Here is a 15,209-nt window from a genome sequence, read left to right on the forward strand (position 1 = left end):
GTGCAAGGGTGTATCTTCGTGCTACTTCTTTTTAGTAAATCAATTACTTTTATATATGAAAAGCCCGAAGATGTAAATTCGGGCTTTTTTTGTTTATTCCGGACCCTTTACAAAAACCCGAATTGACGCGTTGGTCGAACGCCAACTATTTTTTAAGCTATGTTATTTACAGCATGGCCTTTATTGTCAATTAAACAAGAAATCATGGGAAGGAAACTTTCAGGGAAAGACTTAATTCAATTGGGTTTTCCTCAAAACAATACAATCAATATTGCTTTAGGCACCATCAGTCGTTATAAGAAGAAAGAAAACAAAGATGCCGTGCTAAGAGAAGCGAAACAAGTGTTACAAAACCCCGAGTCCTATTTAGGTGATGGCATTTGGGGAAAAGTAGCCGAAAGTATGGTAAAACAAGTAGAAATCAAACGACACGAGTTGACCCATACAAGAGCACCATTCTCTATTTTTGGAGAAGATGCGATAGATGAACAAACCAAATATCAACTCTATACGGCTTTAAAATTACCCGTAGCAGCGGCAGGGGCTTTAATGCCTGACGCCCATTATGGATACGGATTACCTATAGGTGGTGTTTTAGCTACACATAATGCGGTAATTCCCTATGGGGTTGGAGTGGATATTGGTTGTAGAATGAGTTTATCCGTATTCAATTTACCCGCTAGTTTTCTCAAGGGAAAAGACCACCAATTGTTGAATATTTTATCGGATCACACCAAATTTGGTATGTATGAAACCCATCAAAACAAGGCTGATCACGAAGTATTCTATCGCGATGAATTTAAAAACATTCCCTTTATAAAAGGGTTGTTAGACAAGGCGTATAAACAATTGGGAACTTCGGGAAGTGGGAATCACTTCGTCGAAATTGGCATTGTTCGATTAACGGAAACTAAACCAGAATGGAAATTAATACCTGGGGATTATATTGCAGTTCTATCACACAGTGGATCCAGAGGATTAGGAGCGAATATAGCCAAGCACTACACCTATTTAGCAACCAAACAATGTCCACTACCGAGTAATGCCCAGCATCTAGCTTGGCTAGATCTCAATACACATGATGGACAAGAATACTGGTTGGCGATGAATTTAGCAGGGGATTATGCCAAAGCTTGTCACGACGATATTCACCGTCGAATTGCCAAAGCCTTAGGAAAACAGATTGCGTTTACCATTGAGAATCACCACAATTTTGCATGGAAAGAAACCATCAACGGTCAAGAACTCATTGTACACCGCAAAGGAGCAACCCCTGCAGCCGTTGGTCAATTGGGCATTATCCCGGGTTCGATGACCACCAATGGGTTCATCGTGGAAGGTTTGGGAAATGAGGCGAGTTTACATTCAGCCTCTCATGGCGCGGGCCGCTTGCATTCGCGAAATGTTTGCAAGAGCAAATTCACGAAGAGTGATATCAAAACGGAGTTAAAAACAGCAGGTGTTCAACTGATTGGCGGAAGCGTTGACGAAGCGCCCATGGCGTATAAAGATATTAACGCTGTCATGCAAGCCCAAGAGGATTTAGTAAAAGTATTGGGAACGTTTACGCCTAAATTTGTGAGAATGGATAAGTAAGATGAAGAAGATTATACAAATTACATCGGGAAGAGGTCCCGCTGAATGTGGATTTGCCGTTGGTAAAATCGCAGCTATTCTACATAAAGAAGCGAATAAATTACAGTTTACTGTCTGTTACCAAGAGTCAAAGGAGCGAGATTCAGATTCAATTTTTATTGAACTAAATAGTACGCAAGAACATAAACTTGAGTCTTTTATGCAATCTTGGCTGGGGAGTATACAATGGATATGTCCAAGTCCATTCCGCTCGAAGCACAAGCGAAAAAACTGGTTTATTGGAATTTTTGAAACCACAGAGATGGATACTGCCTTTGTTTTAGAAGAGAACGATTTAGAATATCAAGCTATTCGCAGTTCAGGTGCAGGAGGACAACATGTCAATAAGGTGAGTTCAGCTGTACGTGTGACTCATCTCCCTACAGGATTACAAGTGATTGCTATGGATAGTCGATCTCAACATCAAAACAAAAAACTAGCCAAGGAACGATTGCTGCTTAAATTAGAGCAATCCAAAGTACATGATGCAGCGCTTATGGAAAAACGAACCTGGCTAAACCAAACACAAATCGAAAGAGGAAATCCCACACGTATCTTTGTGGGACCTCTGTTTAAACAAAAAGGGAGCGTATAGCTCCCTTTTTTTATTGTATCTCAGCACTTAACCCTGCATCTAACAATTGCAGGCATTGTGGTTTTAATTTTTTAAACTCACCAGTCTTAACCGTACATTTTCCAGTATAATGCACTAAAATAGCACATTGTTCTGCTTGTTCTGCTGTATGGTTACATACCTTAATTAAGGTCTCGATTACATGATCAAAAGTATTAACATCATCGTTGTATAAGATAATTTCACTTTGACCGCTGAGCAATTCGGACACCTCAATTTTTTCTTCAACTATTTCCTTTGTACTCATACTATTCGCATTTTAATATGACTAACGTTTTTTAAACTTCAAAGATACCCAATTATTTTTTTCTAATTGATTTTCAAAGGTTAAACCTTTTTCTTCTGCTGCTTTTTTAATACTTGCAACATCTTCTGTATAGAATCCACTGAAGTAAATCTCCCCATTTTCCTTCATTGTTTTGATATAGTGATCCATATCATTCAATAGGATATTGCGATTAATGTTAGCTAATACGACATCGTATTTCGGTTCTTTTGTCAAAATGGATGCATCTCCTTCAAATACTTCCACATTGGTACAAGCATTGCGTTCTGCATTTTCAATTGAATTGAGGTAACACCAATTGTCAATATCAATGGCATCTACTTGTTTTGCACCGCGCATGGAAGCTAAGATTGCTAAGATTGCCGTTCCACATCCCATATCCAAAACCACCTTATCTTGCATCTCGTTGGTTAAAATTTGGCGTACCATCATATAAGTGGTTTCGTGGTGTCCTGTTCCAAAACTCATCTTAGGTTCAATTACGATATCGTATTGCGCTTGTGTTTTTTCGTGAAAAGGCGCTCGTATATAACATACACCATCCACGTCAATTGGATCAAAATTCTTCTCCCATTCCTCATTCCAATTTACTTGTTCTATTTCCTCTTTTCTATAGGTAATAGTAAACTGATTGGATTGTAGAATAAAAATATCCTCTAAAATATCCTCTGTCCACAAGTCTTGCTGAACATAAGCGCTAACACCTATAGCCGTTTCTTCAAAACTTTCAAATGCTTTTTCTCCCAATTCTGCGATAAGAATCTCTACACCAGGCACTAAAGGCTCTACTGTAAAATGATATCCAATATATGACATGCTGTTTTTTCTTTACTATCTTTAGTTAACCATTTAATAACATTGCCCTTACATTTCAATAACAACGATCTAAATGTGGAAACAAAACTAATCTTATTTTTGCAATCTCAACACACGTACACATGAAAAAAATCTATTTATTAATATTGTCGTTACTATCACTTAACGCAATAGCACAAAAGATTGAGACAGCTAATAACGATATTAAATTAGCTCAACTTCCTTATTACAACTTCGGAAAAGGCGTTGGAATTACTTCTTCCGACAGTATTTTTCAGTTAAACTTGCGTTTTCGCATGCAAAACCGTTTAACTTTCATGGAGAATGAAGGAGAAAAAACAAAATATGAGGGAGAGATTCGTCGTTTGCGTTTGCGTTTCGACGGTTATGTAGGAAATCCTAAGTTTTTATATGTCATTCAGTTATCTTTTGCCCCTAAAGACATGGGAAAAACAGTAGAAGGAGAATCGGTTAATATCATTCGCGATGCGGCAATGACGTATCGTCCGAATGAGAATTGGAGTTTCATTTTTGGTCAAACCAAACTACCTGGAAACAGACAACGTATCAACTCTTCTGGGGCTCTACAATTGACAGACCGTTCAATCAACAACTCTAAATTTAATATCGATCGCGATTTTGGTTTACAAGCATACTATCACCAAGAGCGAAAAAACAAATTCGGCTATGTAATCAAAACAGCGGTTTCAACAGGACGTGGAAGAAATTTCCAAGGATCTGAAAGTGATAGTTATGCTTTAACTGGACGCGTTGAATTATTTCCCATGGGAAGTTTCAAAAACAATGGAGCCTATTTTGAAGGAGATATCGCTCGAGAAGCTACCCCTAAATTAATGTTAGCCGGTACTTTCTCACACAACAACAATGCTGAAAACTCTCAAGGACAAACGGGAAGTAAATTATACGAAACAAGAAACCTAAACTCCTTTATGGCTGATGCTATTCTAAAATACGACGGATGGGCAGGAATGGTTTCCTTCATGAACCGAAATGTAGACGACGCAATCACCTATGGTCTAGATCCAGATGGCAACAAACGCAGTAGTTATGTATATGCTGGCCACGGAATGGACTACCAACTAAGTTATTTATTCCCTAGCAATTACGAATTAATTGGTCGTGTTTCAACTCAAAAAATGAAAACCCAATTATATGAGCAATTGAATCTGCCCAATACAACTGAATTTACTTTAGGAGTAACCAAATATTTATGGGAACATGCTTTTAAACTTCAAGCAGAGGTCACTTATGATAAGTTAGATTTTTACCAAGGATCTAATAAAAACAACTGGTATTTTAGAATGCAATTCGAAATTGGTATTTAATTGCCCTTTTTATCATGAGTTTATAAACAAAGATTAGCTTTACCTCATGTAAATCCAAAAAAAATTACAATATTCTGTTTTTTTTCTATATATTTATAAGAGTACAATCTTAACTAATTAGCTATGAACAGATTATTTTATTATTGCAGCATGATACTTGTTGGAGTAAGCGTGATAGGCTGTAAAGACAAAGCGACAGCTCCAATTTCATCTGATGTAGAGACAAGTACTCCAATAGATCAAGTAAAAATTGATTCCGCAATTGAAGAGTATGAATTAATTCCGCAAGAAAAGGTAGATAAACTCAACGAGGCTATTCAACGAGAGAAGATAACTTCAATAGAGGGAATTATGCGATTTTACGCTCCTGAAGATAAAGCTGCGGAAGGAAAATATAGCTATGACATCACTGTTTTACAAATGTCAAACTCATCACTGACTTTGGTAACTTTAATTGAGGACGGCATCAATGATGATTCCATGCGAGCAAAAAAAGTAGTCATGACTATAAAAGCAAAAGACGGTAAAAACCAAGTAACACAGATTAAACAAAGCTATCAATGCTGGGAAGGACGAGGGCATACCAATTGGAGTTCCTCCTATTGCAATTAACATAAAAAAAGTCGTGAAGAAATCACGACTTTTTTATTTTTTATTCCGCTTGAGGTTGTTCATCGTCTCTCTTAGCGATATTCATATTTGGAAATTTCTTTTGAATAGATTGCAAGGCAAATTCATTTATTTCATTCATTGCTTCTGGTGAAGGTAATTTTAATGTTTCTGCATTGTGTTTTAATACTTCTTCTAATAAGATTTGTGTTCTTAATAATTGAAAGTTTAAATCGATTAATTCTCCTGCTACGTCGATATCTCCTAGTTTCATCTTACTGGTGTTAAATTAAAGTTTCGTTTTTATCTCAACCAAATTTAACAAAGTATTTCTAATATCTACTACAAAAGCCTTTATTCTTCAAAATAAAATTGCAGGGGTTGGCGCAAATTATAACGAGAAGACATCACTTCACCATAAGCACCAGCAGAGCGAATTGCAATCAAATCACCTCGCACTAAGGTTGGGAGGATTACATTTTTTCCAAAACAGTCACTACTTTCGCAAATAGGCCCTACTACATCATAGGTTTCAGTCTCTTCTGATGGACTATCAGAAGGCCTTAAACATTGTATGTGGTGATACGCCTGATAAAGTGCAGGTCGCAATAGCTCTGTCATTCCGGCATCAAGTATAGCAAAATTCTTATTCAATCCTCGTTTGATATACAACACTCGACTAAGTAGACTCCCGCAATTAGCCACTAAAGATCGCCCCAATTCAAAGTGAACCTGTTGCCCGGGTTTAGGTTCTAAAAAACGATGAAATAAGGCGAAAAAATCAGCAAAATCAACAACAGCCTCTTCGTCTGGATTTTGATAATTAATTCCTACTCCTCCTCCAACATTGAGAATAGGTACGGTAATTCCCCTTTCAATAAACCAAGTATTCCACTCGTTAACTTTGAGACATAATCGTTTAAAAACACTCCAGTCAGTAATTTGAGAACCTACGTGAAAGTGCAAACCAACCAAAGTCAAAGCACTCTCTTTCGCGTGAATTAACGACAAGCAATCTTCTAATTCATGCATCATAATACCAAATTTATTTTCATCCAATCCTGTGGTAATATAATGATGGGTATTCGCATCAATATTCGGATTTATACGCAAAGCGACCGAAGCAGACACATTCATCGTTTGGGCTAGGGTACTAATGACTTGCAATTCTTCTAGGGATTCTACATTAAAAGCCAATATACCTTGACTCAACGCTAAGCGAATTTCCTTTTCTGTTTTTCCCACACCAGCAAAAACAATCGATTCCGCATCAAATCCGTGGGCAATTGCCGTTTCAATTTCCAAACCGCTTACACAGTCCGCTCCCAATCCTAAGGCACTAATTTCCTGAAGTATTCTTGGATTATTATTTGCTTTTACAGCATAGTGAATCTGGTACCCCCATTGATCTGCTGCTGTTTTTGCAGTAGATACTGTAGTTCTAAGTAAGGGCAAGTCATAATAGTACAAAGGCGTTTCTTCCTTTTGTATTTGTTCTAATATAGCAGTTGAAATCATAGTTCTAACATTAAAATAAGCGATGATGTAAAGCTCGTAAAGCCTCAATTTTGTATTTAGATGGAAGTAAGAGAGAAATATTATGTTCACTTCCTCCATAAGAAATCATGCGAATGGGCATGTGTTTCACTGCCTCAGAAACAATCGTAGCATATCCATTCTTATTGCGTTTAAAATCTCCTACAATACAGATGATGGTTTGATTATCATCCACTTCCACCGCACCAAAATGAGTCAGTTCCGCAATAATTTCACTTAAATGCGTTCGGTCATCTAGGGTGAGAGAAACGGCTACTTCTGACGTTGTGATCATGTCTATTGGAGTTTTATAGCGCTCGAAAACTTCGAACACTCTTCTTAAAAAACCATAGGCCAACAACATACGTGATGAATGAATGCGAATAGCCGTAATATCATCTTTAGCCGCAACAGCTACAATTTCATCCGAATGATCAAAAGTAGCCGAAATTAATGTACCAGGTGCTTGCATATCTAAGGTATCGAGTAATCGAACGGGAATATTTGCTTTCTGAGCGGGAAATACACTTTGAGGATGTAGTATTTTCGCACCAAAATAAGCTAATTCTGCTGCTTCATCAAAACTGAGATGTGCAATGGGTTTGGTATTGGATACACAACGTGGATCATTGTTGTGAAAACCATCAATATCCGTCCAAATTTGAATTTCTTCTACCGATAAAGCTCCACCAATCAAAGAAGCTGTATAATCAGATCCCCCTCGTCTCAGGTTGTCGATTTCACCAAAAGCATTTCTGCAAATATACCCCTGAGTAATAAATAAAGTCTCGGTTGGCCATCGAGAAAGCAATTTATTTAGATGCTGTTGGATATGAACCATATCAGGTTCTTGATCTTCATTGATTCGCATAAAATCCAAAGCAGGAAGCCAAACAGACGGAATTCCTTTTGTTGTGAGATACAGATGAAAAAGCGCGGTAGACAACAACTCTCCTTGGGCTAAAACCAAACGCTCTTCTACTGTAGTAAATAAATCATTACCTAATTCTTTCAACAGAGCAAAATGACTGCGAATTAGCGTATTTCCCTTTTCTTTTCCCTCTTCAGTAGCAAAAAGAGTATCAACAAATCCTTCATAAAATTGTCGTAATTGTTGAATCAAATTTCGTGCCTGAGCCACTTCTCCTTGCGTATAGTGTAAAGCAATCTCAACTAAAGCATTCGTCGTACCCGCAACTGCAGATAATACAACCACATGTCGATCACTCTCTTGCGACTGAATAATAGACCATAACTTTTCGAGTCTCTCCGGACTTCCCACAGAAGTACCTCCAAATTTTAATACTTTCATCTCTTTCTTTTATCCACAAAAAAAAGGGTTTGTCTTCGCGACAAACCCTTTGCTATTTTATTACATTATAAAAAATAAGGAGATTGCTCACGATGATTGACGTAAGTTTACCTTCTTTCCCTTTTTTATAACGATTAAATACATTTTTCTTGTTTTTTATAACACAGCAAATATATTTACTTTCTCCTTATCATTTATTTATTTAATTTTTTATTAACTTTTAGTTAGTTTATTTTTAAGAAAAAAACTTCTTTTCATACAAGTTCAGCAAACCGATGTACAATTGATTTATTCTTCTATTTAGGTGAAATGAAAGATCAGATGAAGGAGAAAAAAGAATAATAGTTTATATTTGCACCATACTTTTTAAAGTTAGAAAAAAATGGTTTTATCTCCGTCATTTTCTTTACTTTGCAAGACTAGACAAACAAACTATGCGCGCTTTACAGTCCTTAAATAAATATTTTTTCAAGTATAAATACCACTTCTTAACGGGAGTTATTATTACGATAGTCGCTCAAATTTTCACGCTTTATACGCCGAAATTAGTTGGGGATTCCATTCGTATTTTAGAACAACTAAATACCTTTGACAAGGAAAAAGTAACAGAACTGTTGTTATCCAACATTTTTTGGATTTTAGTTACGACGTTAATCGCTGGTTTTCTGACATTTTTAATGCGTCAAACGTTAATTGTCATGTCTCGTCATATTGAATTTGACTTAAAAAATGATATTTTCAAGCATTACGAAGTGCTGACACAAAGTTTTTACAAGCAAAACCGCACAGGGGATTTAATGAATCGCATCAGTGAGGATGTAGGAAAAGTGAGGCAATATGTAGGACCAGCAGTGATGTACTCCATCAATACCTTGATTCGTTTCGCGGTGGTATTGACACAAATGTATATCATTTCGCCTCAGTTAACCTTTTATTCCCTTCTCCCTTTACCCCTATTAGGTTATTTTATTTTTAAATTAAGTAGACAAATCAACGAACGCAGTTTAATTTTTCAACAAAATTTATCGGTTTTATCTACGTTTACACAAGAGATTTTTTCGGGAATGCGCGTGATTAAAGCCTATGCAATTGAAAATAAAAAGGTAGCTGAGTTTGAAGAACTAACGCAAAGTAGCAAGGAAAAATCTTTAAAATTAGCCAAAACAGGGGCGTTAATTGGTCCTTTGATGATTTTATTAATTGGCTTGAGCAATTTACTGGTTATTACGATTGGTTCTCTCTTGTATTTCAATGGAAAGCTTCCTGATATTGGGGTGATTGCACAATTCATTCTCTACATCAACATGTTAACATGGCCAGTAGCCTCTTTGGGATGGATTTCCTCCATGATACAAGAAGCAGAAGCTTCACAAAAACGCATCAATGAGTTTTTAGACGTACAACCTGAAATTTTCAATACCAATCCGAATCCTACAGAAATTAAAGGAAATATTACCTTTGATCAGGTATCTTTTACTTATGCAGATACGGGAATTCAAGCATTGCGCAATGTTAGCTTTAATTTGAAAAAAGGAGAAACCTTAGCTATTTTAGGGAAAACAGGATCGGGAAAAAGTACATTATTATCTCTAATCAGTCGCATGTATACGATTGACTCAGGTCGTATCTTATTCGATAACACTCCTATTGAAGATTGTAATTTGACAGATCTTAGAAAAGGTGTTGCTGTAGTTCCACAAGATTCTTTTTTATTTTCAGATACAATCAGCAATAACATTCGTTTTGGAAAAGAAGATGCGACCATCGAAGAAATCATGGAAGCGGCTAAAAAGGCTGTTGTACACCACAATATTGAACAGTTTGAGAAAGGCTATGATACCGTATTAGGAGAACGAGGTTTGACCTTATCTGGAGGGCAAAAGCAACGTGTTTCCATTGCGAGAGCCTTGATTAAAAATGCGCCTATCCTTCTCTTGGACGATGCTTTATCTGCAGTAGACACAGAAACAGAAGAACGTATCTTAAAACATTTAGAAGAACACAGCAAGCATATTACAACCCTGATCGTCACGCATCGCGTGTCTTCAGCTAAAAATGCAGACCAAATTATCGTGCTTGATCAAGGGGCAATTATACAGGCTGGAACGCATGAAACTTTGATTGCTCAACAAGGATATTATGCGGAGTTACATGAAAAACAATTGAAAGAAAAAGAAATAGTGTAAAAAGTTGGTTTATTAGGATTTTTTTTAGACTTTTGAAAGCTATATATACAAATCAATTAATTGATAGAAGGATTATGAGAGATAACGAAATGTTAGAAAAAGAAGAGATTTTCTCGAAAGTATTAAGAGCGGGTAGAAGAACTTATTTCTTTGATGTAAGAGCTACAAAGGCTGATGATTACTACATAACCGTAACTGAAAGTAAAAAATTCACAGAAGACGATGGATCTTTCCACTTTAAAAAACACAAAATCTATTTATACAAAGAAGATTTTGCTGCTTTTAAAGACATCTTAGATGAGATGACAGAATACGTAGTAAATCACAAAGGTGAGGAAGTTATTTCTGAAAGACACCAAAAAGACTTCAAAAAAGAATATCAAAAAGAAGAAGATGATTCATTAAACAATTTTACAGACGTAGAATTTGATGATATTTAATCTTTTACATAAAAATAATAGAAAGTTCAACTCTTTGGGTTGAACTTTTTTTTTATCTTTGTCTCATCATAATAGGCAATGATGTCTGCCTCGAACCGCCCTGGAGCTGATGACGTCTGACGAATATAGTTTTTATCATCTATACAGTGCTGTTATGAATACAAGTAAAAAAACAATCTTTTTTCCTTTTCCTAGTAAACCCTTTATTTGGGCAGTTTTAAGTTTACTTCTTGGTAGTTTAATCGGTAGTGCCTCTGCATTATTCTTATTTGTTCTTGAATACGTTACAAACTTACGCCATGCAAATCCTGCGTTATTATTTGGGTTGCCATTTGGTGGTTTACTCATTGGTTACTTATACCATTATTTTGGAGGAAGTGCAAACAAAGGAAATAACTTATTGATTCAAGAATATCACCATCCTATAGCTAAAATACCGTTCAAAATGGCTCCTTTTGTATTGTTAGGTACTTGGGTTACCCACTTATTTGGGGGATCTGCCGGGAGAGAGGGGACAGCTGTTCAAATGGGAGGAGCCCTTGCAGATCAATTCACAAAATGGTTTAAGCTAAACGAAAAAGATAGACAAGCCATCCTATTGATGGGAATTGCCGGAGGATTTGCCTCTGTTTTTGGCACTCCTCTTGCAGGAACCTTATTTGCAATTGAACTAATGATAGTGGGTCGAAACAAATACAACTATATTTTTCCCTTGCTAATCACCGCTATTATATCGCATTATGTTTGTTTGATGTGGGGCATTCACCATACAGTTTACACCTTAGACTTGGTTCCTTCTCTTGACTTATATACCTTATTTAAAGTGAGTGTAGCAGGTGTTTTATTTGGATTAACAGCTATTTTATTCGTTAAATCAACAGATACAGTTTCACATTTTGCCTCCAAATACATCAACTACCCTCCTTTGCGTCCTTTTTTTGGGGGACTATTCTTCATTGTACTCTTTTACTTCATTCAAGATTCAAAATTCTTAGGATTAGGCGTAGAAACCATTGTTGAGTCCTTTACAATCTCACAAGCTGCCACCGTATTTTTACTCAAAATAGCATTTACAGCTATTACCTTAGGTTCAGGCTTTAAAGGAGGAGAAGTAACCCCACTATTCTATATTGGAGCTACATTGGGTAGTTTTTTAGCGGTATATCTACAATTGCCTATTGGATTTGTAGCAAGTTTGGGTTTTGTTGCTGTTTTTGCAGGTGCCACAAAAACCCCTTTCGCTTGTATCTTTATGGCTATTGAATTATTTGGAAGTGAAACACTTATCTATACCGCCCTATGTTGTGTTATAGCTTATTTAATTAGTGGGAAACACAGTATTTATAAATTTCAATTATACCTATAAAACAATGCCTCCATGCGCTTTTATACCAAAAAAAAAGAGCAAAGATTACATTTTAAGCACTAATTAATTAAAATATATAAAAAATAATTATTCATCCCCAATAAAATTATCATATTAGCATTTTTACAGCCGAATCTTGTCAAAATAATAATTATAAAAATCTTTTAAATTCAAAATCTTTACTACCTTTGCTTTCGATAGAAGTGATTTTATTTTCTGTTTATTTTGAAGTAGAAAAGCTAGAAAATTCGCTCTATTCACCCTATTTTTAAACTATTAACATTACAAACTAGACAACAAAAAGATTGCACTAAATTTTAGATTTATGTTTCACAAAAAGTTTTTTAATCGATTCACATTTGGACAATTGACCATTGCATTAGTTGTGATATACGTATTGTACTCTATTACTACTTTTGTTCTTTACCAATCAACAGCTAGCATAGTTAATCTTGTACTCTCCGGAATTCTAACATACTTAACAATCTATGATTTAATTCAAAACAAACATACGATTCGAAGAAACTACCCTTTATTTGCGCGTTTTAGATATATGTTTGAATCTATTCGTCCAGAGATGCGTCAGTATTTTTGGGAAGGAGAATTAGATGGAAAACCCTTCAACCGTCGTGAGCGTTCAATTGTTTACCAACGAGCTAAAAACGAGAAGCAAACGGTTTCTTTTGGTATGCAAGATGATCCAAATCGCATTGGTTACGAATGGGCTGCTCACTCTGTATATCCAAAACATGTGACAGATACAAATTTCAGAACCTTAATTGGAGGAGATGACTGTAAACAACCTTATAGTGCAAGTATTTATAATATTAGTGCAATGAGTTATGGTGCTTTGAGTAAAAAAGCAATTACCGCTTTAAATGAAGGAGCTAAGATTGGTGGTTTTGCGCATAACACTGGTGAGGGAGGAATTAGTCAATACCACCGTTCAGGAGGAGATTTGATTTGGCAAATTGGTACAGGATACTTTGGGTGTCGTGATGAAAAAGGATTCTTCAGTGATATATTATTTGAAGAGCGTTCTAATTATCCAGAGGTAAAAATGATTGAGTTAAAACTTTCTCAAGGAGCAAAACCTGGACATGGAGGTTTATTACCAGCAGAAAAAAACACAGTAGAGATTGCTGCAATTAGAAGTATCACACCTCATACAACAGTACACTCACCATCTGGACATACAGCATTCAGCAACCCAGTTGAGTTAGTTCATTTCTTAGCTAAACTTCGAAAATTATCGAACGGAAAACCAGTTGGATTTAAAATCTGTATTGGTCGCAAAGATGAGTTCTTAGCTATTATAGATGCAATGAAACAAACAGGTATCACACCAGATTTCATCACAATTGACGGTGCTGAAGGAGGAACAGGAGCTGCTCCATTAGAATTTATTGACTATATGGGAATGGCGTTGAATGATGCTTTAGTATTTGCAAATAAAACATTAATTGAAAACGGATTAAGAGGAAAAATTAGACTTTTAGCTTCAGGAAGAATCATTTCTGCCTTTGATATTGCTAAAACGATTGCGCTTGGTGCTGATGCATGTTATAGTGCGAGAGGTATGATGTTTGCTTTGGGTTGCATCCAAGCGTTACAGTGTGACAGTGGACATTGTCCTGTAGGTATTGCAACACAAGATGAAACTTTATACAAAGCATTAGATGTTACAGATAAGAGAATGCGTGTAGCTAATTTCCACAAAAACACGATGAAAGCTTTAGGAGAATTCATTAGCGCAGTAGGTTATGAAAAACCAAACGAAATTGACCCTAGAACCTTCCATAAACGAGTGGATCACGGTGTAAACAAAAGTTTCCAAGAAATGTATTTTGGAGAATTAGATACGCGTAAAAAAGCATAATTCATGCACAACGATAAACAGAAAGGCTGTCTCATAGAGATAGCCTTTTTTTATAGAGTATAACGAATTGAATGAAACTGAGCAATGTCAATCTCGCTAAATGAAGTAGACAAGAATTAAAGACAAGTATCATTTTGAAAGTATACAATCAACCAAGGATCAATTCAAAAACATTTCTAAAATAAGAGAGGGCGACTTAAAAAAGTCGCCCTCCTCTTTTCCCTAAAAAAAGCACTCAACTCTAAGAATTGAGTGCTTAAAACAATTAAAACAAAAAATCAATTATAGACCAAAACCATATTTTACTTTAATACCGATAGCGTAGGATTTTAATTTGTACGCTTCATTGTGGTAAGCTGCATTCTTTACTACTTCTGCTCTACTTTCTTCAGGTATGGGTTTGTACCAAACTAAAGATGCCGTATTTGCAGCCTTATCCGACTTTTTGATATCATTTAATCCCAAATCAAAGTACAATCCGAAGTACAAATTTTGTCTTTCGGCTAATTCATACTTGTATCCTACTTCTCCTACCCAAGCGATTCTTGTATTGACATCAATATCTCTTTTTTCTTTTTGCGTTCCAAAAGAACCGAATGCACTATATTCAGGAAAGGGTAAGGTTACTTCATATTGAGGAAAATAACCTTCTGTTTCCAATTGGTTAAATGTTGTTTCCACTTCGCTTGTCATACTTAAACCGAATTGAACCCCCGTTCTAAAATACAGATTATTGTCCATCGTATAAGCCACTGTAAGCGGAATATTCACTTGATTCAACATTACTTTCTCATTGACTGAACTAGCTCTGTATTTGAAGATAAACTTCTCTCCTTCCCAATCCGTTGCAGGGGTACTTCCTTCTAAGCGACTCGTTTGATATTTGGCGTTACTCATGGTATAAACACCCCCAATTCCAACACTAAATTTGCGTGATAAATGGTAATCATAATGAAGTCCAACCCCAAGCGAAGTTCCTCCATCGGATTTCATACCGTAAGGCATGCTATTTTGGAGACCCAAATACCCTCCTTGAACGCTAACACCTACTTCGTGTTTATTATAATAATAAGGACTGAACTGAGCGGTTGCCTTTTGAGTAATGAAACACAGCCCAAACAGACTTAATGCATATATAACTTTTCTCATAAAATTCGTTTTAAA

At 36.1% G+C, this 15,209-nt stretch carries 14 protein-coding genes and 1 riboswitch; of the genes, 8 read left to right on the forward strand and 6 right to left on the reverse strand.

Annotated features, from left to right (window positions below; genetic code table 11):
- Positions 1-204: 204 nt before the first annotated feature.
- Together HX004_RS12995 and prfH are read left to right on the forward strand one after the other, a co-directional pair.
- Positions 205-1,596: an RtcB family protein gene (locus tag HX004_RS12995; RefSeq protein ID WP_286443015.1), complete on the forward strand. Its 1,392-nt coding sequence runs from the start codon at positions 205-207 to the stop codon at positions 1,594-1,596.
- A 1-nt stretch (position 1,597) separates the two neighbouring features.
- On the forward strand, positions 1,598-2,230 hold the full coding sequence (gene prfH / locus HX004_RS13000) for a peptide chain release factor H (protein WP_286443017.1): 633 nt from the start codon (positions 1,598-1,600) through the stop codon (positions 2,228-2,230).
- A 10-nt stretch (positions 2,231-2,240) separates the two neighbouring features.
- Here the strand turns inward: prfH and HX004_RS13005 are convergent, their stop codons facing one another.
- Both HX004_RS13005 and prmA read right to left on the reverse strand, forming a co-directional pair.
- The gene (locus tag HX004_RS13005) at positions 2,241-2,516 is read right to left on the reverse strand and encodes an ATP-dependent Clp protease adaptor ClpS (protein ID WP_286443018.1); all 276 of its coding nucleotides are present in this window, start codon (positions 2,514-2,516) and stop codon (positions 2,241-2,243) included.
- Between the two features lie 21 nt (positions 2,517-2,537).
- Complete coding sequence (gene prmA / locus HX004_RS13010; RefSeq protein WP_286443019.1) at positions 2,538-3,371, reverse strand: 50S ribosomal protein L11 methyltransferase; 834 nt, start codon at positions 3,369-3,371, stop codon at positions 2,538-2,540.
- Positions 3,372-3,493: 122 nt separating this feature from the next.
- Between prmA and HX004_RS13015 the strand changes: the two genes are divergently transcribed.
- Both HX004_RS13015 and HX004_RS13020 read left to right on the forward strand, forming a co-directional pair.
- Positions 3,494-4,717: a porin gene (locus tag HX004_RS13015; protein ID WP_286443020.1), complete on the forward strand. Its 1,224-nt coding sequence runs from the start codon at positions 3,494-3,496 to the stop codon at positions 4,715-4,717.
- 123 nt (positions 4,718-4,840) lie between these two features.
- On the forward strand, positions 4,841-5,329 hold the full coding sequence (locus HX004_RS13020) for a hypothetical protein (protein WP_286443021.1): 489 nt from the start codon (positions 4,841-4,843) through the stop codon (positions 5,327-5,329).
- 40 nt (positions 5,330-5,369) lie between these two features.
- On the opposite strand, the gene HX004_RS13025 is transcribed toward HX004_RS13020, so the two are convergent.
- From HX004_RS13025 to HX004_RS13035, 3 genes are all read right to left on the reverse strand, one after another.
- The gene (locus HX004_RS13025; RefSeq protein WP_286443022.1) at positions 5,370-5,600 is read right to left on the reverse strand and encodes a hypothetical protein; all 231 of its coding nucleotides are present in this window, start codon (positions 5,598-5,600) and stop codon (positions 5,370-5,372) included.
- Between the two features lie 80 nt (positions 5,601-5,680).
- Positions 5,681-6,844, reverse strand: coding sequence for a diaminopimelate decarboxylase (gene lysA, locus HX004_RS13030; protein ID WP_286443023.1), 1,164 nt, complete (start codon positions 6,842-6,844; stop codon positions 5,681-5,683).
- 10 nt (positions 6,845-6,854) lie between these two features.
- Positions 6,855-8,174, reverse strand: a complete 1,320-nt coding sequence (locus tag HX004_RS13035) for an aspartate kinase (protein WP_286443024.1) — start codon at positions 8,172-8,174, stop codon at positions 6,855-6,857.
- A 434-nt stretch (positions 8,175-8,608) separates the two neighbouring features.
- Between HX004_RS13035 and HX004_RS13040 the strand changes: the two genes are divergently transcribed.
- From HX004_RS13040 to HX004_RS13055, 4 genes are all read left to right on the forward strand, one after another.
- The gene (locus tag HX004_RS13040) at positions 8,609-10,360 is read left to right on the forward strand and encodes an ABC transporter ATP-binding protein (protein WP_286443025.1); all 1,752 of its coding nucleotides are present in this window, start codon (positions 8,609-8,611) and stop codon (positions 10,358-10,360) included.
- Positions 10,361-10,434: 74 nt separating this feature from the next.
- On the forward strand, positions 10,435-10,800 hold the full coding sequence (locus HX004_RS13045; RefSeq protein WP_286443027.1) for a PUR family DNA/RNA-binding protein: 366 nt from the start codon (positions 10,435-10,437) through the stop codon (positions 10,798-10,800).
- Positions 10,801-10,865: 65 nt separating this feature from the next.
- Positions 10,866-10,926: riboswitch (Fluoride riboswitch) on the forward strand.
- 28 nt (positions 10,927-10,954) lie between these two features.
- Complete coding sequence (locus HX004_RS13050; protein ID WP_286443028.1) at positions 10,955-12,166, forward strand: chloride channel protein; 1,212 nt, start codon at positions 10,955-10,957, stop codon at positions 12,164-12,166.
- A 325-nt stretch (positions 12,167-12,491) separates the two neighbouring features.
- Positions 12,492-14,045 carry an FMN-binding glutamate synthase family protein gene (locus HX004_RS13055; RefSeq protein ID WP_286443030.1) on the forward strand — a complete coding sequence of 518 codons (1,554 nt, stop codon included), beginning with the start codon at positions 12,492-12,494 and terminating at the stop codon, positions 14,043-14,045.
- 282 nt (positions 14,046-14,327) lie between these two features.
- Here the strand turns inward: HX004_RS13055 and HX004_RS13060 are convergent, their stop codons facing one another.
- Positions 14,328-15,194, reverse strand: coding sequence for an outer membrane beta-barrel protein (locus tag HX004_RS13060; protein WP_286443031.1), 867 nt, complete (start codon positions 15,192-15,194; stop codon positions 14,328-14,330).
- Positions 15,195-15,209: the final 15 nt, after the last annotated feature.

Origin of the sequence: Myroides sp. 1354 (assembly GCF_030324495.1) — a bacterium.
Classification (GTDB): domain Bacteria; phylum Bacteroidota; class Bacteroidia; order Flavobacteriales; family Flavobacteriaceae; genus Flavobacterium.

What these genes read in the sequence shown, in the direction of transcription:
- HX004_RS13005 (WP_286443018.1), bottom strand. Translation starts at nt 2,516, where the DNA reads ATGAGTACAAAGGAAATAGTTGAAGAAAAAATTGAGGTGTCCGAATTG.
- HX004_RS13060 (WP_286443031.1), bottom strand. Translation starts at nt 15,194, where the DNA reads ATGAGAAAAGTTATATATGCATTAAGTCTGTTTGGGCTGTGTTTCATT.
- HX004_RS12995 (WP_286443015.1), top strand. Translation starts at nt 205, where the DNA reads ATGGGAAGGAAACTTTCAGGGAAAGACTTAATTCAATTGGGTTTTCCT.
- HX004_RS13040 (WP_286443025.1), top strand. Translation starts at nt 8,609, where the DNA reads ATGCGCGCTTTACAGTCCTTAAATAAATATTTTTTCAAGTATAAATAC.
- HX004_RS13015 (WP_286443020.1), top strand. Translation starts at nt 3,494, where the DNA reads ATGAAAAAAATCTATTTATTAATATTGTCGTTACTATCACTTAACGCA.
- lysA (WP_286443023.1), bottom strand. Translation starts at nt 6,844, where the DNA reads ATGATTTCAACTGCTATATTAGAACAAATACAAAAGGAAGAAACGCCT.
- prfH (WP_286443017.1), top strand. Translation starts at nt 1,598, where the DNA reads ATGAAGAAGATTATACAAATTACATCGGGAAGAGGTCCCGCTGAATGT.
- prmA (WP_286443019.1), bottom strand. Translation starts at nt 3,371, where the DNA reads ATGTCATATATTGGATATCATTTTACAGTAGAGCCTTTAGTGCCTGGT.
- HX004_RS13025 (WP_286443022.1), bottom strand. Translation starts at nt 5,600, where the DNA reads ATGAAACTAGGAGATATCGACGTAGCAGGAGAATTAATCGATTTAAAC.
- HX004_RS13020 (WP_286443021.1), top strand. Translation starts at nt 4,841, where the DNA reads ATGAACAGATTATTTTATTATTGCAGCATGATACTTGTTGGAGTAAGC.
- HX004_RS13045 (WP_286443027.1), top strand. Translation starts at nt 10,435, where the DNA reads ATGAGAGATAACGAAATGTTAGAAAAAGAAGAGATTTTCTCGAAAGTA.
- HX004_RS13050 (WP_286443028.1), top strand. Translation starts at nt 10,955, where the DNA reads ATGAATACAAGTAAAAAAACAATCTTTTTTCCTTTTCCTAGTAAACCC.
- HX004_RS13055 (WP_286443030.1), top strand. Translation starts at nt 12,492, where the DNA reads ATGTTTCACAAAAAGTTTTTTAATCGATTCACATTTGGACAATTGACC.
- HX004_RS13035 (WP_286443024.1), bottom strand. Translation starts at nt 8,174, where the DNA reads ATGAAAGTATTAAAATTTGGAGGTACTTCTGTGGGAAGTCCGGAGAGA.